The 19,757-nt window shown below is 74.7% G+C and carries 21 protein-coding genes, 1 pseudogene and 1 riboswitch; of the genes and pseudogenes, 11 read left to right on the top strand and 11 right to left on the bottom strand.

What is annotated here, in order from left to right; genetic code table 11:
- Positions 1–7 precede the first annotated feature (7 nt).
- On the bottom strand, positions 8–460 hold the full coding sequence (locus tag CXR04_RS19330) for a phospholipase (RefSeq protein ID WP_101423618.1): 453 nt from the start codon (positions 458–460) through the stop codon (positions 8–10).
- A 266-nt stretch (positions 461–726) separates the two neighbouring features.
- Between CXR04_RS19330 and CXR04_RS19325 the strand changes: the two genes are divergently transcribed.
- On the top strand, positions 727–1,680 hold the full coding sequence (locus tag CXR04_RS19325) for a DUF6528 family protein (RefSeq protein ID WP_101423617.1): 954 nt from the start codon (positions 727–729) through the stop codon (positions 1,678–1,680).
- Here the strand turns inward: CXR04_RS19325 and CXR04_RS19320 are convergent.
- Together CXR04_RS19320 and lnt are read right to left on the bottom strand one after the other, a co-directional pair.
- Positions 1,661–2,041, bottom strand: coding sequence for an MFS transporter (locus CXR04_RS19320; RefSeq protein WP_234380322.1), 381 nt, complete (start codon positions 2,039–2,041; stop codon positions 1,661–1,663). The two genes, CXR04_RS19325 and CXR04_RS19320, sit on opposite strands and share 20 nt — an antisense overlap.
- A gap of 115 nt (positions 2,042–2,156) precedes the next feature.
- Complete coding sequence (gene lnt / locus CXR04_RS19315; protein ID WP_234380321.1) at positions 2,157–3,857, bottom strand: apolipoprotein N-acyltransferase; 1,701 nt, start codon at positions 3,855–3,857, stop codon at positions 2,157–2,159.
- A 315-nt stretch (positions 3,858–4,172) separates the two neighbouring features.
- Between lnt and CXR04_RS19310 the strand changes: the two genes are divergently transcribed.
- The 3 genes from CXR04_RS19310 to CXR04_RS19300 are packed head-to-tail and all read left to right on the top strand — an operon-like array spanning position 4,173 to position 8,122.
- Positions 4,173–5,033: an ABC transporter ATP-binding protein gene (locus CXR04_RS19310; protein ID WP_101423616.1), complete on the top strand. Its 861-nt coding sequence runs from the start codon at positions 4,173–4,175 to the stop codon at positions 5,031–5,033.
- Positions 5,030–6,031 (top strand): iron-siderophore ABC transporter substrate-binding protein, encoded by a 1,002-nt coding sequence (locus CXR04_RS19305; RefSeq protein ID WP_101423615.1) that lies wholly within the window; start codon positions 5,030–5,032, stop codon positions 6,029–6,031. The genes CXR04_RS19310 and CXR04_RS19305 overlap by 4 nt, the downstream gene beginning before the upstream one ends.
- A 3-nt stretch (positions 6,032–6,034) precedes the next feature.
- Entirely contained in the window at positions 6,035–8,122 is a 2,088-nt protein-coding gene (locus CXR04_RS19300) for an iron ABC transporter permease (RefSeq protein WP_101423614.1), read from the top strand.
- 49 nt (positions 8,123–8,171) lie between these two features.
- On the opposite strand, the gene CXR04_RS19295 is transcribed toward CXR04_RS19300, so the two are convergent.
- Positions 8,172–8,516: an ArsR/SmtB family transcription factor gene (locus CXR04_RS19295; RefSeq protein ID WP_101423613.1), complete on the bottom strand. Its 345-nt coding sequence runs from the start codon at positions 8,514–8,516 to the stop codon at positions 8,172–8,174.
- Positions 8,513–9,004: an SRPBCC domain-containing protein gene (locus tag CXR04_RS19290; protein WP_101423612.1), complete on the bottom strand. Its 492-nt coding sequence runs from the start codon at positions 9,002–9,004 to the stop codon at positions 8,513–8,515. Before CXR04_RS19290 ends, CXR04_RS19295 begins: the two co-directional genes overlap by 4 nt.
- Before the next feature lie 134 nt (positions 9,005–9,138).
- Between CXR04_RS19290 and CXR04_RS19285 the strand changes: the two genes are divergently transcribed.
- The 3 genes from CXR04_RS19285 (at position 9,139) to CXR04_RS19275 (ending at position 12,021) form a co-directional block, all read left to right on the top strand.
- Positions 9,139–10,008, top strand: a complete 870-nt coding sequence (locus CXR04_RS19285; RefSeq protein WP_101423611.1) for an alpha/beta fold hydrolase — start codon at positions 9,139–9,141, stop codon at positions 10,006–10,008.
- 402 nt (positions 10,009–10,410) lie between these two features.
- Positions 10,411–11,010: a VanZ family protein gene (locus CXR04_RS19280; protein WP_234380320.1), complete on the top strand. Its 600-nt coding sequence runs from the start codon at positions 10,411–10,413 to the stop codon at positions 11,008–11,010.
- Between the two features lie 90 nt (positions 11,011–11,100).
- The gene (locus CXR04_RS19275) at positions 11,101–12,021 is read left to right on the top strand and encodes a YihY/virulence factor BrkB family protein (protein WP_101423610.1); all 921 of its coding nucleotides are present in this window, start codon (positions 11,101–11,103) and stop codon (positions 12,019–12,021) included.
- Between the two features lie 38 nt (positions 12,022–12,059).
- Here CXR04_RS19275 and CXR04_RS19270 read toward each other — a convergent pair whose 3' ends face one another.
- From CXR04_RS19270 to CXR04_RS19250, 5 genes and pseudogenes are all read right to left on the bottom strand, one after another.
- Positions 12,060–12,416: a PRC-barrel domain-containing protein gene (locus CXR04_RS19270; RefSeq protein ID WP_101423609.1), complete on the bottom strand. Its 357-nt coding sequence runs from the start codon at positions 12,414–12,416 to the stop codon at positions 12,060–12,062.
- Between the two features lie 22 nt (positions 12,417–12,438).
- A pseudogene (locus CXR04_RS19265) lies at positions 12,439–13,966 on the bottom strand (bifunctional phosphatase PAP2/diacylglycerol kinase family protein).
- Positions 13,967–14,169: 203 nt separating this feature from the next.
- Entirely contained in the window at positions 14,170–15,078 is a 909-nt protein-coding gene (locus CXR04_RS19260) for a SigB/SigF/SigG family RNA polymerase sigma factor (RefSeq protein WP_234380318.1), read from the bottom strand.
- Between the two features lie 170 nt (positions 15,079–15,248).
- Positions 15,249–15,665 (bottom strand): STAS domain-containing protein, encoded by a 417-nt coding sequence (locus CXR04_RS19255; protein WP_101423607.1) that lies wholly within the window; start codon positions 15,663–15,665, stop codon positions 15,249–15,251.
- A gap of 60 nt (positions 15,666–15,725) precedes the next feature.
- Positions 15,726–16,010, bottom strand: coding sequence for a hypothetical protein (locus CXR04_RS19250; RefSeq protein ID WP_199850490.1), 285 nt, complete (start codon positions 16,008–16,010; stop codon positions 15,726–15,728).
- Between the two features lie 141 nt (positions 16,011–16,151).
- On the opposite strand from CXR04_RS19250, the gene CXR04_RS19245 reads away from it, so the two are divergent.
- On the top strand, positions 16,152–17,516 hold the full coding sequence (locus CXR04_RS19245) for a cryptochrome/photolyase family protein (protein WP_101423606.1): 1,365 nt from the start codon (positions 16,152–16,154) through the stop codon (positions 17,514–17,516).
- 43 nt (positions 17,517–17,559) lie between these two features.
- On the opposite strand, the gene CXR04_RS19240 is transcribed toward CXR04_RS19245, so the two are convergent.
- Positions 17,560–18,255 carry a (2Fe-2S)-binding protein gene (locus CXR04_RS19240; protein ID WP_101423605.1) on the bottom strand — a complete coding sequence of 232 codons (696 nt, stop codon included), beginning with the start codon at positions 18,253–18,255 and terminating at the stop codon, positions 17,560–17,562.
- A gap of 197 nt (positions 18,256–18,452) precedes the next feature.
- Positions 18,453–18,585, bottom strand: a riboswitch (cobalamin riboswitch).
- 72 nt (positions 18,586–18,657) lie between these two features.
- Here CXR04_RS19240 and CXR04_RS19235 point away from each other — a divergent pair.
- The 3 genes from CXR04_RS19235 to CXR04_RS19225 are packed head-to-tail and all read left to right on the top strand — an operon-like array spanning position 18,658 to position 19,740.
- Positions 18,658–18,873, top strand: coding sequence for a type II toxin-antitoxin system VapB family antitoxin (locus tag CXR04_RS19235; protein ID WP_026276273.1), 216 nt, complete (start codon positions 18,658–18,660; stop codon positions 18,871–18,873).
- Positions 18,870–19,292, top strand: a complete 423-nt coding sequence (locus CXR04_RS19230; protein WP_101423604.1) for a PIN domain nuclease — start codon at positions 18,870–18,872, stop codon at positions 19,290–19,292. The genes CXR04_RS19235 and CXR04_RS19230 overlap by 4 nt, the downstream gene beginning before the upstream one ends.
- A 25-nt stretch (positions 19,293–19,317) precedes the next feature.
- Complete coding sequence (locus tag CXR04_RS19225) at positions 19,318–19,740, top strand: GNAT family N-acetyltransferase (protein WP_199850489.1); 423 nt, start codon at positions 19,318–19,320, stop codon at positions 19,738–19,740.
- Positions 19,741–19,757 lie beyond the last annotated feature (17 nt).

Raw genomic sequence — 19,757 nt, 5'->3', positions numbered from 1 at the left:
GACGGGGTCAGCCGAAGGCGCGGACGGCCTGGTAGTAGACCCAGGCGGTGCTGTTGCACGAGGTCTTGGTGGCGCCCGAGTAGCGGTTGCAGACGCGCTTGAGGTCCTCGTAGAAGGCGCTGTCGAGGCGGGACTTGTTGGCGTCGAAGGTGCCGATCTCCTTGTAGTTGCGGTAGCCGAAGTCGTGGCGCTGGCAGGACTTCTGGAAGGGGAAGCCGAAGGGGTTGTCGGGGGAGCTGCTGCAGTAGTCGGTCGACCAGTTGAACGCGTAGGCGGACCAGGCGCCGCGGTTGGCCTCGGCGGCGGCCCAGGAGTTGTAGCTCGCGGCGCTGGTCTGGGTGAAGCTCGCCAGTACCTGGGGCTTGTCGGCGGGGGCGGCCTCGGCGGTGGTGGCGGTTGCCAGGAGGGTCGCCGCGGTGACGCCGACGGCGACCAGAGCCTTCTTTGCGGTGGGGCGCATGGGGACTCCTCGGGTAGGTGCGCCGGGTCGCGGCGCACGGCCTGGGGGTGCGCCAACTGCCGCGGGAGTGCCGGCAGTCGGCCGTGCCGGCGCTCAGACTATGCGCGTAGAATGGCCGTGGGAAGTCATGCCCCTGACAGGATCATGAAGTCGGTGTACGTCCCCAAGACCGCGCAACCGCGGCGCAACCGGCGTGCAGTACCCGTGCATTACAACGGAAAACGGCCAAGCCCCCACCGACAAGCCGACGAACGGATGGACGGACCATGAAGCGACGCAGCCTGCTCACCGGAGCCCTCGCCGGCGCGATCGCCGCGCCGGCCGCCGTCACCCTCGGCGCGTCCACCGCACGCGCCGCGGTGGCCAACTACCCCATCGCGCTGACCGACCAGGCCACCAACAGCTTCCAGGTCTTCGACCGCACCGGCGACTGGTCCGGCGCCTCCAACTGGAGCTTCACCCCGGGCACCACGAACGGCTGGGACGACCCCTTCGAGATCCGCTTCCGCGCGACCACCCGCTACGGCACGATCGCGCTGATGACCGCAGGACAGCCCGGCAACGGCCGCGCCGGCATCGTGGCGGTCACCGGCAACGGCAACCGGCTGGACCGCGGCGACCTCATCTGGGAGACGTCCGTGGCCAGTTACCCGCACTGCATCGAGCGCATCCCGAACCTCGCCGCCGTCGTCGTCGCCGGCACCCGCGACCGCATCCACGTCTACGGCGGCGCCAACAGCGACCACTCCACGCTCCGCGAGGTGCAGACGATCACCGACATGCCCAAGCCGCACGCGGTGCTCTGGGACGACGTGAACGACCTGCTCTGGGTCACCGGCGGCACGGTCATCCGCACCTACCGGGTCACGGGCGCCAACTCCACGGCCCGGCTGGTGAAGTCGGGTACGGACATCGCGTTCGCCGGCAACGGCCACGACATCCAGCCGGACTACACCGACCCCGGCAAGCTGTGGGTCACCGACAGCGGCCGGGTGTACTCGCTGGACAAGGCGACGCGGAAGGTGACGATCATCTCCGAGGAGAACTACGTCAAGTCGTACGTCCGTTACACCGACGGCGAGGCGATGTGGACCCTGGACCCGACCCCCGCGGACCCCCCGTGGGGCGGCCCGACCGTGTACTTCTCCGGCGGCCAGTCCAAGACCCGCCCGGGCGCCCAGATCTACAAGGCCCGCATCGTCACGACCCGCTTCCACTGACCCCGGCGCAGGGCCCGGCGCCGGGCCCTGCGCCGGGCCCGTCACCGCCGGACCCGTCGGCGCCGCCCGGCCCGGCGAGCAGCGCCGAGACCCCCAGCAGCGTACGAGCCGCGGCGTCGAAGACCACCTCCCCGGTCCCCAGCAGGAACACGAAGGCGCACAGCACCGCGATCGAGGAGCGGCCGGCCAGGACGGTCGCCGTGAGGAGCGCGGCCAGGCACATCCGGACGAGCTGGACCGCGACCATCAGCCGGCGGCGGTCGACCCGATCGGCCAGGGCGCCGGCGGGGAGGCTGACCAGCAGCCAGGGGAGTCCGGCCGCCACCGACACGGCGGCGACGGCGACCGGGTCGCGGGTCACTGCGGCGGCCGGCAGGGGGCAGGACGGTCAGGCGGACGCCGTCGCCGAGGTTGGAGACCGCGGAGGATAACCACAGCCGCCGGAAGTCCGCCCCCAGTCCCGTCACGGCGGCGGGTCAGTCCTCCGTCGGCGTACGGGCCTCGGAAGCCGGAGCCGGAGCCGGAGCCGGAGCCGCAGCGGGAGCGGACGCCGCAGCGGCGTCGCGGCGGCGCAGGTACACCGCCGTGCCCACCGCGCCGGCCGCCAGAGCCACGATCGCCCACTCCGGGGCCGAGCCCACCCGCGTCGCCAGCGTCTCGTCCGTGCGCAGCGGGACCTCCGCCGTCAGCACCTCGCGGCGCCACGGGCCCGTCTCGTCGACCGTCTCGCCGTCCGGCGTGACGATCGCGCTGATGCCCGTCGTGGAGGCGACCAGCGTCGAGCGGTCGTGCTCGACCGCCCGCAGCCGCGACATCGCGAGCTGCTGCTCGGGCTCGCCGAGGTTGCCGTCGCGCATGTAGGTGGCGTTGTTGGTGGGTACGGCCAGTAGGTTGGCCCCGGTACGCACCTGGTCGCGGACCTGGCCGTCGTACGCGACCTCGTAGCAGATCGACTCCGCCAGGTGCACGGCCCCGGCGTCCAGCCGCACCGCCTCCTTGCCCGGCTCGAAGTCGCGCGGGATGAGCTGGAGGTCGCCGAAGCCGCCGAGCAGCGAGCGCATCGGGATGTACTCGCCGAAGGGCACGAGCTGCCGCTTGGCGTAGTACTCGCCGGGGCCGCTGCCCGGGAGCCAGAGGAGGCCGGCGTTGCGGATGCGGTCGTCGGGGGCGTCCAGGATGGCGCCGACGACGAGGGGGGCGCCGAGGTCGTCCACGACCTGGGAGATCCGGGCGCTGAGTACGGGGTCGTTGCGCGGGTCGCGGTCGGTGGCGTTCTCCGGCCACAGCACCAGGTCCGGCTTCTCCGCCCGGCCCGCCCTGATGTCCTCGACCAGTTCCTCGGTGGCCGCGATGTGGTTCTCGGCGACCATCTCGACCCGGGCCTGCTCCTCCAGGCTGCGCGCCCGCGGCACGTTGCCCTGCACCACGGCCACGGTCGCCCGCTCGTCGCCCGCCTCGCCCGCGCTGGGCAGCAGCAGCATCCCGCACGCCCCCAGTGCCACCGCCCCGGCCAGCGCGACCGCCGGCACCACCCGGCGCGCGGCCCGCGCGGTGACCAGCGCCGCGAGCGCGCCCGCGGCGAGCGCGACGACGGCGCTGACCCCCGGGGCGCCGCCGACCGAGGCCCAGCCGAGCGTCGGGGCGTCGGCCTGGCTGAAGGCCAGCCGGCCCCAGGGGAAGCCGCCCAGCGGCACCCGCGAGCGCGCCGCCTCGACCGCCACCCACCAGGCCGCCGCCCATACCCACCACACCGGCAGCCGCACCAGCGGCGGCACGGCGAGGCACAGGCCGCCGAGCATCAGCGCCTGGATGATGCTGAGCAGCAGCCACGGCAGGATGCCGAGGTTGGACAGCCACCACAGCAGGGGGACGAAGAAGGCGACGCCGAAGGCGGTGCCGAGCCAGAACGCGTCCCGCTTGCGGCGGGCGCCGCGCAGCAGCACGAACAGCCCCGCGGGCGCGACGGCGGCCAGCGGCCACAGCCCGTACGGCGGGAAGGCCAGCGCGAGCAGCACCCCGGCGACCGCGGCCAGCGCGGGCGGGAACCACGCCCGGCGGCTCAGCGCCGCCAGCCACGGCGCCCGCAGCCCCACGGCGGCGGCCCACGGCACGGTGGCCGGCAGGGCCTCCCCGCCGCCCGTGGGGGCGGCTGTCGTACGCGGTGGTGCGGCGGTCACGGAGCCTCCAGGATGTGCTCGTCTGCGGGCGCCGCGGGTGCCGCGGCACCACGCCGGTGGGTCCGGCATCCGCACGCCGCCCACCCGTATTCTCGCCCCGCCACCCCCCTCGCGCGCCAGTGAGGTTCGCCTCCCGGCGCCGCCGGGCCGTTCCGGCAGGCAGCTTCAAGATCCACGCGTACGCCCACGAGGCCGCCCCCGGCGCCTCCGTACCGCGTCATCCCCTTCGTCCGCCGGCCCTGCCCGGCCCGCCCGCAGACTTCTCCGGCGTACTGACTGCCGGGGCGGGGTGAGGTTAGGTTAACCTAAGCTCCCGTGAGAGCCGGAGAGAGCACGCCCACCGCCGCGGGAGCCCGCGGGCACGCCCTGTCCGCCGCCGACGTCACCGTGGCGTACGACGGCGTCGACGTCGTCCACGACGCCTCGCTGCGGCTGCGGCCCGGGGAGGTGACCGTCCTCGTCGGGCCCAACGGCAGCGGCAAGTCGACGCTGCTGCGCACCCTCGCGCGGCTCCAACGGGCCCGCCGCGCCAGCCTCGTCATCGACGAGGAGACCGACGGGTTCGCGATGTCCACCCGGCACTTCGCCCGGCACGTCGCGCTGCTCACGCAGGGGCGGCCCACGCCCAGCGGGCTGACCGTCCGCGACGTCGTGGAGTTCGGCCGCTACCCGTACCGCGGCCGCTGGGGCGCCTCCGACCCCGGCGGGCGCGCCGCCGTCGACCGGGCGCTGGCGATGACCGGCGTCACCGACCTCGCCGAGCGCGGCGCCGAGCACCTGTCCGGCGGGCAGTTGCAGCGCGTCTGGCTGGCCGGCTGCCTCGCGCAGGACACCGGCGTGCTGCTCCTCGACGAGCCGACCAACCACCTCGATCTGCGCTACCAGGTCGAACTCCTCGATCTGGTACGCGACCTGGCCGACGACCACCGCATCGCGGTGGGCGCCGTCCTGCACGACCTCGACCAGGCGGCGGCCGTCGCCGACCGCATGGTCCTGCTCGACGACGGCCGCATCGTCGGCGACGGCCGCCCGGAGGACGTCCTGCTGCCCGAACTGCTCAGCAAGGCGTACGGAATCCGCATCGACGTCGACGACGACCCCCTGACGGGCCGGCTGCGCACCCGCGCGATCGGCCGGCACCACAAGCGAAGCGAAAGGCTCAGCACTTCCTCATGAAACGCCTCCTGCTGACCGCGGCGGTCGCCACCGCCGCGACGCTCACCCTGGCCGCCTGCGGCACCACGGAAGACGCCGCGGACGACGACGACAAGGGCGGCGCCGGCAAGGGCGCCGCGCAGCCGATCACCCTGACCGACTCCAACGGCAAGAAGGTGACGCTCGAGAACGGGCCCGCCACCAAGGTCGTCGGCACCGAGTGGAACGTGGTCGAAAGCCTCGTATCGCTGGGCGTCGACCCCGTCGGCGTAGCCGACGTCAAGGGCTACCGCACCTGGGACACCGCGGTCCCGCTCACCGGCGAGCCCAAGGAGATCGGCACCCGCGGCGAGCCCAGCATCGACACGATCGCCGCGCTCAACCCCGACCTGGTGATCGCCACCACCGACCTGCCCGAGTCGGCCGTCAAGCAGCTCGGCGAGCACGCCCCCGTGCTCACCCTGCGCTCCGCGGACGCCGCCGACCCGCTCGGCCAGATGACGGAGAACCTCGACCTCATCGCGAAGGCCACCGGCACGACCGACCGGGCCGAGAAGCTGAAGGCGGACTTCGACGCCAAGCTCGACGAGGGCAAGAAGGCCATCGACGAGGCCGGTCTGGGCGGCAAGAAGATCGCCACCGCCGACGGCTACGTCGTCTCCAACCAGGTCTCCATCCGCGCCTTCACCGCCGGCTCGCAGCTCGGCGCCGTCAACGAGCGGCTGGGCCTGGAGAACTCCTGGGACGTCAAGGGCGACAAGGACTACGGCCTCGGCTCCACCGATGTCGAGGGCCTGACGAAACTCCCCGGGGACACGCAGTTCGTCTACGTCGCCAACGACAAGGACGAGGCCAGCACCCCCTTCACCGGCGTGCTCAAGGACAACTCCGTCTGGAAGTCGCTGCCGTTCGTGAAGGCCGGCGACGTCCACCGGATCGAGGACGGCACCTGGATGTTCGGCGCCATCGGCTCGATGAACCAGTACGTCGACTCCCTCGTCGCCGAGCTGACCAAGTAGCCGATGGCCGTCACCGCCCCGACCACCACCACCGCCGCCGCGCCAGCCCCGCCGCCGACCGCACGGTCGCGGACGGGCGCGGCGGCGGTGGCCGCAGGGCTCGCGCTGCTGGTCGCGGTCCTCGCGGTCGCCGACCTCACCCAGGGCACCGCCGACGCCGGCGCCGGCGAGGTCTGGAAGGCCCTCACCGGGCAGGCGGACCCGGCAGACTCCTCCGTCGTCATCGCGTCCCGGCTGCCCCGGATGGTCGCCGGTCTGGTGGTCGGCGCGGCGCTGGCGATCGCGGGCACCGCCCTCCAGGCGGTCAGCCGCAACGTGCTGGCCTCGCCGGACACGCTCGCCGTCAACGCCGGTTCGTACGCCGCGCTGGGGCTGGCCGCTGCCACCGGGGTGTCGATGCCGCTGCTGGCGTCCTCCGGCGTCGCGTTCGCCGGCGGGCTCGCCGCCGCGGCGGTGGTGCTGGGGCTCTCGGGCCTGGGCACGGGCACCGTACGGCTGGTGCTCGCCGGCAGCGCGCTGACGCTCGGGCTGTACGCGGTCACCGAGGGGATGCTGCTGCTCTTCCCCGAGGAGACGCAGGGTCTCTACGAGTGGCACCAGGGCAGCATCTCGCAGAGCGGCTGGGACGGCGTGACGCAGATGCTGCCGCTCGCCGTCGCCGGGCTCGCCGGGCTGCTCCTCCTCTCCCGGCGCATCGACGCCCTGGCCCTCGGCGACGACGCCGCCCGCGGGCTCGGCGTCCCGGTGCGCGCCACCCGCGTCACGGCGGTGCTGCTCGCGGTGCTGCTCGCCGCGGCGTCGGTGACGCTCGCGGGGCCGATCGGCTTCGTGGGGCTGTGTGCGCCGGCGCTGGTGCGGTCGGTCGCCCGCAGGTTCCGTACGTACGGCAAGACGCGGGCGGGCATTCCGCTGGCTGCGCTGCTGGGCATGGCGCTGGTGCTCGGCTCGGACGTGCTGCTGCGGGCCATGGTGCCGTCGGACACGGCGGTGTCCGTACCGACGGGCGTGGTGACGAGCCTCGTCGGCGCGGTGTTCCTCGTCGTGATGGCCGCCCGGCTGCGGGACACCGCGGGCGCGGCGGACACCGACAAGCTGCGTATCCGCAGCCACCGCACGTTCGTGGCCACCACGGCGGTGCTGGTGGCTGCGCTGGTCGCCGTCACGCTCATCGCGCTGCTCGTCGGCGACACCAAGCTGCTCCTGGGCGACGTCGCCAACTGGCTGCAGGGCCGGGCGGGGCCGACCACCGAGGTGGTCCTGGACACCCGCGTCCCGCGGGTGCTCGCCGCGCTGCTGGCCGGCGCCGCGCTCGCGCTCTCCGGCACGATCGTGCAGGCCGTGACCCGCAACCCGCTGGCCGAGCCGGGCGTGCTCGGCGTCTCCAACGGCGCGGCGCTCGGCGCGGTGCTGCTGGTGACGACGGTGTCGGTGCCCAGCTCGTGGGGCCTGTCCGCGGCCGCGCTGGGCGGCGCGGCGCTCACCTCGGTCGGGGTCTTCGGGCTCGCCGCCCGCGGCGGGTTCCAGCAGAACCGGCTGGTGCTCGTCGGCATGGGCTTCGCCACCGCCTCGACGGCGCTGATCAGCCTGCTGATCGTGCTGACCGACCCGTTCAACGCGACGATGGCGCTGACCTGGCTCTCCGGCTCGACGTACGGGCGGACGCTGCCGGACGTGGTGCCGCTGGCGATCGTCCTGGTCGTGGGGCTCGCCATCGCGGTGGTACGCCGCCGGGAGCTGGACCTCGTCTCGCTGGACGAGGACACGCCGCGGCTGCTCGGCCTCGACCTCGGCCGCAGCCGGCTGTGGCTGCTGATCCTGAGCGTGGTGCTGGCCGGTACGGCGGTGTCGGCGGCGGGCACGATCGGGTTCGTCGGCCTGGTGGCGCCGCACGCGGCGCGGGCGCTGGTGGGCAGGCAGCACACCCGGGTGGTCCCGGTCGCGGTGCTGCTGGGCGCGGTGCTGGTGTGCACGGCGGACCTCATCGGCCGCTCGGTGATCGCCCCGGCGCAGCTCGGCGCGGGCCTGATGACGGCCGTCATCGGCACGCCGTACTTCCTGTACCTCCTGGTACGCAGCCGCTCCGCCCGGTGACGTGCGAACCCCCCTCCCCGGCCGCCCGGGGAGGGGGGTTCGCTTCTGCTCAGCTCCGCGGCGGCGGGTCGGAGTCCGGCTGTTCCGCCAGCTCCTTGATCCGCAGCAGGCGGGTCTCCCAGGCCCGGCCGATCCGGTCCAGCTCCCGGGCGAGCGCGTTGAGGCGGGCGCCCACGGCCACGTACACGACCTCCCGGCCGCGCTGCTCCGACTCGACCAGACCGACCTCGCGCAGCACGTCGAGGTGCTTGCCGATGGCCTGCCGGCTCACCGGCATGACCTTGGCCAGCGCGGACGCCGACATCGGGCCCTCGCCGAGGCGGGTGAGTATCGTCCAGCGCGTCGGCTCGCCGAGCGCGGCACACACGACGGCGGGGCCGGCGGCGGCGGTCACGACCGCGGGGCCGCGGCGGCGGTCTGCTCGACGTACCGCTTGCCGGCCGCCAGCTCCTCGACCCAGCCCACGTCGTTGCCCTCCCGCTCCTTGAGCCACAGGGACCGCTCGTCGAAGAGGCGGGAGAAGCCGCTCTCCACGACGCGCAGCGTCACGCCGCCGGGGCGCTCGTCGATCCAGAACTCGACGAGGGTCGAGCCCTTGGCCCCCTGCTGGTTCCGGCCGGTGAGCCAGCGGAAGGCGGCGTAGCGCGGCTTGTCCAGCTCCACGGTGCTGAACCGGAACTCGCCGAGCTTGTCACCGCGGACGACGGCCACGTCCCCGTCGTAGCTCAGGTCGGGCTCGGGATCGACCTCGCCCTCGTTGATGTACCAGCCGGGGCGGACGACCAGGTCCCAGACCCGGTCGGCGGGGGCGTCGATGTCGATCTGGCGGGCGACCCGGTCGAGCTCCGCCAGCTCCGCGTCGGTGTACGCGATGTCCTTCACGGTGTCCTCCTCGTGTGTCGATCTGCAACCGCAGCATTGCACATGGATCGGGGCTACTGCAACCTCGGAGTTGCGGTGATGCGGGTCACATTCGGTGCCGATGAGTTCGGGCCCGCCGCACCGTCTGCACGGACATGGACACACACACGCTGCACCTCCCCGGCGCCGGCCTCGTCTACGACGTGCGCGGCCCCCTGCCCACCGCCGACGGCCGCCCCCCGCTGCTGCTCATCGGCCAGCCCATGGACGCCAGCGGCTTCCGCGCCCTGGCGGCGGAGTTCACGGACCGCACCGTCGTCACGTACGACCCCCGCGGCCTCGGCCGCAGCACCCGCAAGGACGGCCGGCACGACCACACGCCGCAGACGCAGGCCGAGGACGTGCACGCCGTCATCGCCGCGCTGGGCGCGGGCCCGGTCGAGCTGTTCGGCAGCAGCGGCGGCGCGGTGACGGCGCTGGCGCTGGTGACCGCTTACCCGGAGGACGTGACCACGCTCGTCGCGCACGAGCCGCCGATCATCCCGGCGCTCCCCGACGCCGAGGCCGCGGAGCGGGCCCGGCAGGGCGTCACCGACGCGTACAACGCCAAGGGCTGGGGCACCGGCATGGCGGCGTTCATGGGACTCGGCGCGTGGCAGGGCGAGTTCACCGACGCCTACTTCGCGCAGCCCGCGCCGGACCCGGCGGCCTTCGGCATGCCGGCCGACGACGACGGCAACCGCGACGACCCGCTCCTCTCGGACCACTCCTGGGCCGTCAGCGGCTACCTCCCCGACCCGGCCGCGCTCGCCGCCGCGCCGACGCGCGTGGTCATCGCGGTGGGCGAGGAGTCCGGCGACACCTTCACGGCCCGTACGGCACGCGGCACGGCCGCGCTGCTCGGGCAGGAGGCGACGGTCTTCCCCAGCCACCACGGCGGCTTCCTCGACGCGGAGTTCGGCTACGCGGGCCAGCCGGAGGCGTTCGGCGCGAAGCTGCGGGAGGTCCTCGACGCGAGCGCGTGAACAGACACCGCGCCATGTCCGTACGTCACTTACACCCCGCGGTGCGTCTCCCTCGCGCACCTCGCAACGACCACCTCCACCGCACCGGGACAGCCGCGGCGCGGGCCGGACACGGGGCCGGCCCGCGCCGCGGCGTATCTGCTTTCGCACACGGAGGCGACCGCCGTACGCCCGTCGCGGCCAGGGCGCGACGGCGCACACCTCCCGGGGGCCCCACGAGCCGCGGCCGCCACGCCGGTCACGCGCCCGTGCATACCGTCCGGACGGCCGGGTAACCGCCCGCTCACACGGCGCCGGGCAACCCGCCCGGCCTCGGAAGGGAGGGTCCATGTCCCCCGTGCCCCCGTCCGCCGACGAGTCGCGAAGCCCCCGCGGCCCCGCCGCCGGCCCCGGGGAGGCGTGATGGGTATCTCCCGCAAGCACCGGGACCCGGCCGCCGCGGCCGACGGCACGACCGCGGGCACGACCGCCGGAGAAGACGCCTCCGCGGAGCCGCCGGCCGGCGCAGCGCCCGTGGCCCGCTGGGTGCGCGTAGGCGCCATGCTGGTCGCGTTCGCCCTGATGGTGGCCTTCGCCGTGGTGCTGGCGCGGCTGACGCTGGAGGAGTCCTCCGCCGCGGAGCCCATGACGCACACGAACCTGCGCCCCGGCGACTCGATCCGCGACTACCTCACCCAGCCGGCGTTCGTCGACACCGTCCGGCAGCTCGGCGGCAACATCCTCCTCGGCGTCCCCTTCGGCCTGCTGCTGCCCGTGCTCGTGCCGCCCGCCCGGGGCCTGCTGCGGGTGGGACTGTGCACGGCCGCGGTGATGACGGCCGTCGAGGTGGTCCAGGGCACCTTCCTCACGGGCCGGGCGTTCGACATCGATGACGTCATCCTCAACACCACCGGGGCCTTCCTCGGCTATCTGTCCCTCGGCCGCCGCCTCGGCCGCGCCGTGCACCCGCCGCGCCGCCGCTGGTGGCACCGGCTCTTCCGGGGGCCGCGCCCGGCCGGTTGAAGAGCCGGCGGCCCGCACACGGTAGACAGGGACGGTCCAGGGCGGCGTGCCCGGCGGGTGCCGAGCGAAAGAAGAGCGGAGCATGGACCGATGAAGCGTGGGCTGCACGCACGGGGCAGATGGGCGAACGGGGCGCGCTACCGCGCCGCACTGCGCCGTACCCCGGTGGCCCTCTGGAACGACGACATCAGCGACTGGGCCGCCGCCCTCACGTACTACGCCATACTCACGGTCCTGCCCACGCTCTTCGTCACCCTCACCGTCATCGGCCTCGCCGACCCCTCCGGCACCGAAGCCCTCATCGCCTACATCGCCGGGCTCGCCCCCACCGGCACCGACACCGCGCTCAACGACGCCCTCCACGACATCACCCGCGGCCAGTCCACCGCCTGGATCCTCACCACCGTGGGCACCGCCAGCGCCGTCTGGTCCGCGTGCAGCTTCCTGTCCGTCTTCCGCCGCGCCCTGCACGCGATGTACGGCACCCCCGACAGCCGGCCCGTGCTGCGCCGCGCGCCGGCGATCCTCGCGATGGCGCTGCTGCTGCTCACGCTGCTGGTGTCCGGCGCGCTGACGCTCGTGGTCACAGGCCCCGGCATGCGGGCGCTGGGGCGGCCGCTGGGGATGGGCGAGCAGACGGCGGCGCTGTGGGACTTCCTGCGCTGGCCGTTCCTGGTCTTCGTGGCGGCGCTGCTGGTGCTGCTGCTCTTCCGCTCGGGGCCGCCGGAGTCGCGCACCGTGTCGCACGCCGTGCCCGGCGGGCTGCTGGCGGGCGTGCTGTGGCTGCTGGCGTCGGTGGGGTTCGCGATGTACGCGTCGTACGCGGCGGGGACGTACAGCAGGCTGTACGGGTCACTCGCCGGGGTCGTCGTCTTCCTGATCTGGCTGTGGTTCTCGAACCTGGCGCTGCTGGCGGGTGCGCAGTTCAACGCGCTGCTCGCGCGCGGCGAGGGCACGCCGGAGGCCGCCCGCCCGCCGCGGCGCCCTGCGGTGCCTGCCGTACCGCGGTGAGGACCGCGGCGCCGTGACGCGCCGGGCCGGGGGCGGGGTCAGCGGCGGGCCAGCCGGCGTTCGCCCGCCGCGCCCGACTCGTACTCCATCTCGTAGTGCTTGAAGACCGCCGGCTCCTCCTCGAACGTCAGCTCCCCGTCCGTGTCGATCGACGGCGCGGCCTTGACCTGGCCCTTGTCGTACGCGACGGTCAGGTAACCGGGGCTGACGGACGCGCCGTCCAGCGGGACGAACACCAGCCGCTTGCGGCCCGGCACGCCGGCCTTGACGGTGGCGAAGGACGGCATGTCCGTGCGGGTGTCGACGTAGACCGCCTCCATCTCGCCGATCTTGCCGCCGTCCGCGCCGCGGACGGTGTGGCCGCGCCACTCGCGGATGTCGTGTGCCTCGAACATGCGGGTCTCCCGGGGGGATGCGTCAGTTCTTGGCCGGCCGGTAGACGGTCAGCGCTCTTTCGAGCTTATCCAGCTCAAACGCGGTCGGCGCGGGGACGACCTCCCCGTCGTAGGCCATCCGTGTGCCCTCCGGCAGCCCCGAGACGACGATCCGCCGCAGCCGGCCCGCCGCGTACAGCCGGGTCCTGGCCAGGCCCCCGGCCAGCGCCGTGGCCAGTAGCCGGGTCCGCGCGAAGTCCCCGGCGCGGGCGATGCGCACGTCCAGCACCCCGTCGGCGAGGTTGTCGCGGCGCACCGGCGCGATGCCCACGCTGTGGTACGCGCCCGCCCCCGCGAACAGCAGCCACACCTCCCGCCGCCGGCCGTTGATCCGCGCGCTCACCGGCTCCGCCGTACGGATGACGCGCAGCACCGCCGCGATCGTGCCGGGCGGCCCGCCGAGCGGCGGCGAGAAGCGCTCGCGCCACCGCACCAGCTCGGGGTAGACGCCGAGGCTGAAGGTGTTCAGGAAGAGGACCGGCGGGCCCGCGGGCTCCGCAGGACGGAGCCGGCCGACGTCCACGGCGACGGCGCTGCCGCACGCCACCGCCTCGCCGGCCTCGGCGATGGTCTCCACCCCGAGGTCGGTGGCGAAGTGGTTGAACGTGCCGCCCGGCAGTACGGCCAGGGGCACGCCGTGCCGCATGGCCGCCTCCGCCGCCGCGGCCACCGTGCCGTCCCCGCCGCAGACGCCCAGGGCGCCGCCGTGCCGCGCCGCCTCCCGCGCCGCGGTCTCCAGCAACTCGGGCAGCGGCCCCGCCCCCGGGTCGGCCGGAGTACCGGCCACCGCCACCCGGGCCTCCGGCAGCACGGCCGCGAGCTGCTGTACCGGGCCGGCGAACTGCTGCCCGCCGGAGGCGGGGTTGACCACGACGTACAGGCCGGCGCCCGAAGGCAGCGCGGGCGCCGCGGCGGGCGGCGGCGCCGGGTACCTCCCGCGGACACGGGGCGGCACCAGGCGGCGTACGACGACCGCCGCGCCCAGCCCGAGCGCAGCCCCGGCGAGGACGTCGCTGGGGTAGTGGACGCCGGTGTAGATCCGGGAGAAGCCGACCGACCACGCGACCGGCGCCAGGACCGCCCCCCAGCGCGGCGACTCCGTCGCGACGCCGCACACGAAGGCGGCGGCGGAGGCGGTGTGTCCTGAGGGGAAGGACGACGTGATCGGCTGGCGGGTGAGATGCCGGATGACGGGCACCGCGTCGAGCACCGGCCGGGCGCGCCGGAACGCGCCCTTGCCCGCCGTGTTCGCCGTCGCGGAGGCCAGCGCCAGCGAGCCGAGCCCGCGCAGCGCGGCGCCCGCGCGCGCCGCCGAACGCGGCGACGGCCGCGGCGGTGCCGAACCAGAGGACGCCGTGGTCGGCCCCCCGGCTCAGCCGCGGCAGCACCGGCTCGGCACCCGGCCAGCGGGTCCCGGCGACCCGGGCGAAGAGCGCGTGGTCCGCCCGGCGCAGCCGCCGGGCCACCGTGGGCCGGCCGCCGCGGCCCGCGGCGGCGACGTCCTCGTACAGGCCGCGCCCGGCGCCCCGCAGCACTCGCGCCGCCCGCCGCACACCGGGCCCGCCCGGCCGCCGGGCGGCGGCGAGGCCCTCGGCCGCGGCGCGGGCGGCGGCCCGTACCGAGCGTTCCGCCTCGGCGATCCCGGTCGCCTGCCGGCGCCGTACGCGGCCGGGGCGCCCGGAACGCCCGCCCCGCCGCAGGCGCGCGGCCGCGCTCACGCCGGCTCGGTCAGTCCCTCGTGCAGACGTCTGAGGATCGAGGTCAGCAGCCGGGACACGTGCATCTGCGAGATGCCCAGCTCCGCGCCGATCTCGGTCTGCGTCATCTCGGCGCCGAACCGCAGGTCGAGCACCTTGCGGTCGCGCTCCGGCAGCGCCTCGACCAGCGGTTTGAGCGACACCAGGTTCTCGACCTTCTCCAGGTCCGGGTCCGTCACCCCGGTGCGCCGCGCGAGGAAGGACTCGCCCTCCTCGTCGGCGGCGTGATAGTCGAGCGACGACGTCTTGTACGCGTTGGCGGCGACCAGCCCCTCGACGACCTCGTCCGGGTCGAGCCCCGTCTGCTCCGCCAGTTCCGCGACGCTCGGGCCGCGGCCGAGGGTCTGCTCCAGCCGCGCGCTCGCCTTCGCCAGCGTCAGCCGCCGCTCCTGCATCCGCCGCGGCACCCGCACCGCCCAGGAGGTGTCGCGGAAGTGGCGCTTGATCTCGCCCATGATCGTGGGCAGCGCGAACGTGGGGAACTCGGTGCCCTCGCCGAGGTCGTAGCGGTTGATCGCCTTGATCAGGCCGACGGTGCCGACCTGCACGACGTCCTCGCGGGACTCGCTGCGCAGCCGGAAGCGGCTGACGGCGTAGCGGACGAGCGCGAGGTTCAGCTCGACGAGGGTGTTGCGGACGTACGAGTACGCGTACGTGCCCTCGTCCAGCTCCGCCAGCCTGCCGAAGAGGACCCGGGACAGGGCGCGCGCGTCGGCCGTACTCGCCTCGCGCAGTTCGGGCAGCGGCGGCAGGTCGAGGCCGGCGAGCGGGTCGGCGGCCGGGTCGGCGGCCGTGCAGGTGGCCGGGTCCGCGGCCGTGCCGGCGCCGGTCTCGGGCCCGTGGCCGCGCGTCACGAATGTCGTCATGGTGTCCCCCTGATGTGGACTTCTGCTCGACAGGCGTTGTGTGCAGCTACCCGTCATCACGGCGGCTATACCTGACCGTTACTTTGCACCCGTAGCCAACGTGGGCCGACCACACCCCTTCCAGCTCGCATTTCCGCTTGTACATGGCCATTTGCGACACACGTCAACGATCAGGGCGCAGGGGGGCGCGCGGCACCCGGGACCGCGCCGGGGGGCCAGCTCGCCCGCAGCGGCTCCGGCACGTGCTCCAGCGCCTCGCGCACGCTGGGGTACGCGGCGATCATGTCGGTGCTGCCCGTCTGCTCCAGCAGGTACATCACCCGCCGGCCGACGGCCGCGAGCATCAGCTCGCCGCCCTGCCGGCGCAGCAGCCAGCGCACCGCGAAGAGGCAGTTGAGGCCGCGGGAGTCGCAGAAGCCGAGCGTGGTGAGGTCGAGGACGACGTAGCGGTGCCCGGAGTCCACGCACGACCCCACGGTGTCGAGGAACAGCCGCTCGCCCCCGTGGTCCAGTTCGCCGCCGACGCGGATCACCGCGCACTGCGCGCTGGAGCTGAGCACGTACAGCGTCAGCCGGTGTCCCCTCATCGTCCCTCCCTTCCTGTCTTCCCTGGGCCTCCGGTCCCGCGGCTGCCGCGCTGCGTCAGATCACCACCGTTTGACGGTCCTGGACACCGTGTGCCCGACCGCGAGGTAGACGAGGGCGGCGATCCCGTAATTGAGCAGGACCTGCCACCAGTCGGGGTCCACGGTGAACATGTCCCGGGACCAGCCCGCGAGCCAGCTCGCGATGTCGTGCACGAAGGCGACGAAGTCGTTCGAGCGGTTCGCGTCGAGGACGTACAGGAGTATCCACAGTCCGATCACGATCGCGGCCAGATCCGCGATCCCGGCGACCACCGCCGCCGCACTGGGTCTGCTTCTGTTCGGCATGGACGGCGTCTTGCCGAGTAACGAATCGGTAAACGCCGCCCGGGGGCGGGCCTTCGGTGGCGTACGTCACGGTACGGGCCATGCGTACGCCACCGGCATGGCGGCGCGGCGCGGGGGCGGCGGCGCCGTGAGAATGCCGGGATGAGCGTCGCCGTCTGCCTCTTCACGTCCGATCTGCGGCTGCACGACAACCCCGCGCTGCACGCCGCCGTGCGCGCCGCCGACGAAATCGTGCCGCTGTTCGTCTCGGACGACGCCCTCGCCCGTATCGGCTTCGCGCCACCCAACAGGCGGGCGTTCCTTGCGGACTGCCTCGCCGGACTCGACGAGGCGCTGCGGGCGCGCGGCGGCCGTCTCGTCGTCCGCACCGGGGACCCGGTCCGCGAGACGGTCCGGGTCGCGGCGGCCGCCGGGGCGGCCGAGGTGCACGTCGCCGCGGGCGTCAGCGCGTACGCGCAGCGCCGCGAGACCCGGCTGCGCGAGGCGCTGGCGGCGGACGGGCGGCGGCTCGTCGTGCACGACGCGGCGGTCACCGTGCTGCCGCCGGGCGCGGTGACGCCGCAGGCGCGGGACCACTTCGCGGTGTTCACCCCGTACTTCCGCCGCTGGCGGGGCGCCGACCTGCGCACGCCGCTGCCCGCGCCGCGCCGCGTCCCGGTCCCCGCGGGCGTCCGTTCGGCCGCGCTCCCGGCGCGTGCAGAGGTCTCCGGCACCTCACCGGGGCTCGCCCGCGGCGGCGAGCAGGAGGGCCGGCGGCGCTTCGCGGCCTGGCTGCGCGCCGGGATGTCCGCGTACGAGGCCCGCCACGACGACCTCCCCGGCGACGCCACCTCCCGGCTCTCCCCGCACCTGCACTTCGGCACGCTCTCCGCCACCGAACTCGTCCACCGCGCCCGCGCGGCGGGCGGTCCCGGCGCCGACGCCTTCGTCCGGCAGCTCGCCTGGCGGGACTTCCACCACCAGGTCCTCGCCGCGCGCCCCGACGCGTCCCACGCCGACTACCGCCCGCGCGGCGACCGGTGGCGCACGGACGCCGACGGGATCGAGGCGTGGCGCGCGGGGCGCACCGGCTACCCGATCGTCGACGCCGCGATGCGGCAGCTCGCGCACGAGGGCTGGATGCACAACCGCGGGCGGCTGCTGACGGCGAGCTTCCTGACGAAGACGCTGTACGTGGACTGGCGGGCCGGCGCCGCGCACTTCCTGGACCTGCTGGTCGACGGGGACATCGCGAACAACCAGCTCAACTGGCAGTGGGTGGCCGGGACGGGCACCGACACCCGGCCGAACCGGGTGCTCAACCCGCTGGCGCAGGCGCGGCGTTACGACCCGGAGGGGGCCTACGTGCGGCGGTGGGTGCCGGAGCTGGCGGGGGTCGCGGGGGCGGCGGTGCACCGGCCGTGGACGCTCCCGGCGGGGGAGCGGGCGGGGTTGGGGTATCCGGAGCGGGTGGTGGAGCTGGCGGAGGGGGCGGACCGGTTCCTGCGGGGGCGGGGGAAGCGGTGAGGCGGGGGTTCTTCTGCTTGTACGGGCCCGGGGCGGGCGCCCGTCACGTACGCAGGGAGCAGTCGCCGCACTTGCCGCCGCCCGGGACCCGGTAGTACAGGCAGCAGCTACGGCGCCGGAAGGCGAGCCCCGGCCCGGTGAGCAGCCCCGTGCCGGCCAGTTGCCCCGTGGACAGCAGGGCGCCGGTGAGCCGGGTCAGCGGGTCGCCGAGCGCCGGGCGGGCGGCGCGGAGCGCGGCGGCGGCGCCGACGAGCGCGGAGGCGGCGTTGCCGTAGAGCAGCCCGGCGGCGACCTTGACGCGCAGCCCCGCGGCGAGCGGCTCCAGGTGCCGGGTCACCACCTCCTCGTACAGCACCTCCGGCAGCCGCGCCGCCGCGGGCGCCGGCCGCCCGGCGGGCACGGGCAGCCGCAGCGCGGGCCCTTCGTCGGCGCGCTGGAGCCCGGTCAGGTCCGGTACGACGCCGTGGAGGAGGGCGCAGGCGAGCACCGGGGACCAGAGCCGGGAGGCGTGGCCGAACTGGACGAGGGAGGCGCCGATGCGGAGTTCGGCGGTGCCGTACCGGCCGGCGGTGGCGGCGACGAGGTCGGCGGCGCCGCGGGCGTAGGTGTCGGCGACGCGGTGCCAGCCGTCGCCGGGCCCGGCGACGGCGAGGGCGAAGAACGGCCCGAGCGCGGCGACGTCGCCGAGCGCGGCGGCGACGACGGCCGGGGGCAGGGGATGATCGGCGGCGGGGGTCACGGTGCTCCCTTCGGGGCGGGGCCGGACGGCGCGGGGGCGGTGTGCGGACCAGGCGGCTCGGACGGCTCGGACGGCTCGGGCGGCTCGGACGGCTCGGGCGGCTCGGGCGGCTCGGCAGCCGGTATCGGAACGGGGGAACCGGCGGCCGTAAGCGGGCCGGTGTCGCGCGGGGGCCGAGCGGATCCGGCGGGCCGGGCAGGATCACCCCCGCGGGGGCAGTGGCCTGTTCGGAGCCGGCTCACCGATCACAGTGGCGGGACCGCACCGGATTCACACCGGCTTCCTCGTTCCGCCGTCACCTTGGGAAGCGCCATCATCGCAGACGTACCCCCTCCGGGGGGGGAGAGGGAGTGCTACCGTTGATATCAAAGATGGCTTGCTTGATATCAAGGGAGGTGCAGAGTGAGTCGCACGGTGATCGATCTGGACGACGGCCTGCTCGCCGACGTCGCGCAGGCCCTCGGCACGAGCACCAAGAAGGAGACGGTCAACACCGCGCTGCGCGAGGTGCTGGAGAACCGGCGGCGGGCGCTGGCGCTCACGCGGCTGCGGGCCGCGGCCGAGGAGGGCGCGTTCGAACTCGACCTCCTTGAGGACAAGAGGAACTACCGCGGGTGAACGCCGCGCACTACCTCGTCGACACCAGCGCACTCGCCCGGATGATGCGCGGCGACGCCGAGCAGTACGGGTGGGACCGCGCGGCCGCGGCCGGGCTCATCGCGGTCTGCCCCATCACCGAGCTGGAGTTCCTCTACAGCGCCCGCTCCGCCGGCGACCGGGCGCGGGGCATCGAAGACCTGCGGACGATCTTCGGGTGGGTGCCGGTCGACGACCGGGCCTACGACCGGGCCCTTCGGGTGCAGGAGGCGCTGACCAAGCGCGGGCAGCACCGCGGCGCGGGTCCGGTCGACCTCGTCGTGGCGGCCACCGCGGAGTTGCAGGGGCTGACCCTGCTGCACCGCGACCGGGACTTCGACTGCATCGCCGCCGCCACCGGGCAGGCCCTGCAGTGGTACGGGCCCGAGGCGGGGAAGTGACCGGCCCCCGGCTAATGTGTAACCCATGACCTCCATGAGCAGCCCTTACGAGATACGGGCCGGGGTGCCCTCCGTCGCGGACTTCCGGCGGTTGCGGACCGGGGCCGGGCTGTCGGACAAGGCGGCCGAGGCGGCCGCCGCGGGGTTGCCGCAGACCTGGTACGGGGTCGTCGTGTACCACCGCGGGGTGCCCGTGGGGATGGGGCGGGTCGTGGGGGACGGGGGGACCGTTTTCCAGGTGGTGGACATGTGCGTGCTGCCGGACCACCAGGGGCAGGGGCTCGGGAAGCAGATCATGGCGGCGCTCGTCGCCGAGCTGGACCGGCGGGCGCCCGCCACCGCGTACGTGTCGCTCGTCGCCGACGGGCCCGCGCGGTTCCTGTACGAGAAGTTCGGCTTCGCCGACGTCGCCGGGCACGGCTCCATCGGCATGTACCGCGCCGGCTGAGCAGCCGCGACGCCCGC

The sequence above is a fragment of the Streptomyces sp. CMB-StM0423 genome (genome assembly GCF_002847285.1).
In the GTDB taxonomy this organism is placed as follows: Bacteria; Actinomycetota; Actinomycetes; order Streptomycetales; family Streptomycetaceae; genus Streptomyces.
The sequence above is the reverse complement of the archived record's forward strand: the minus strand, read 5'-3'. Positions and strand labels throughout refer to the sequence as shown.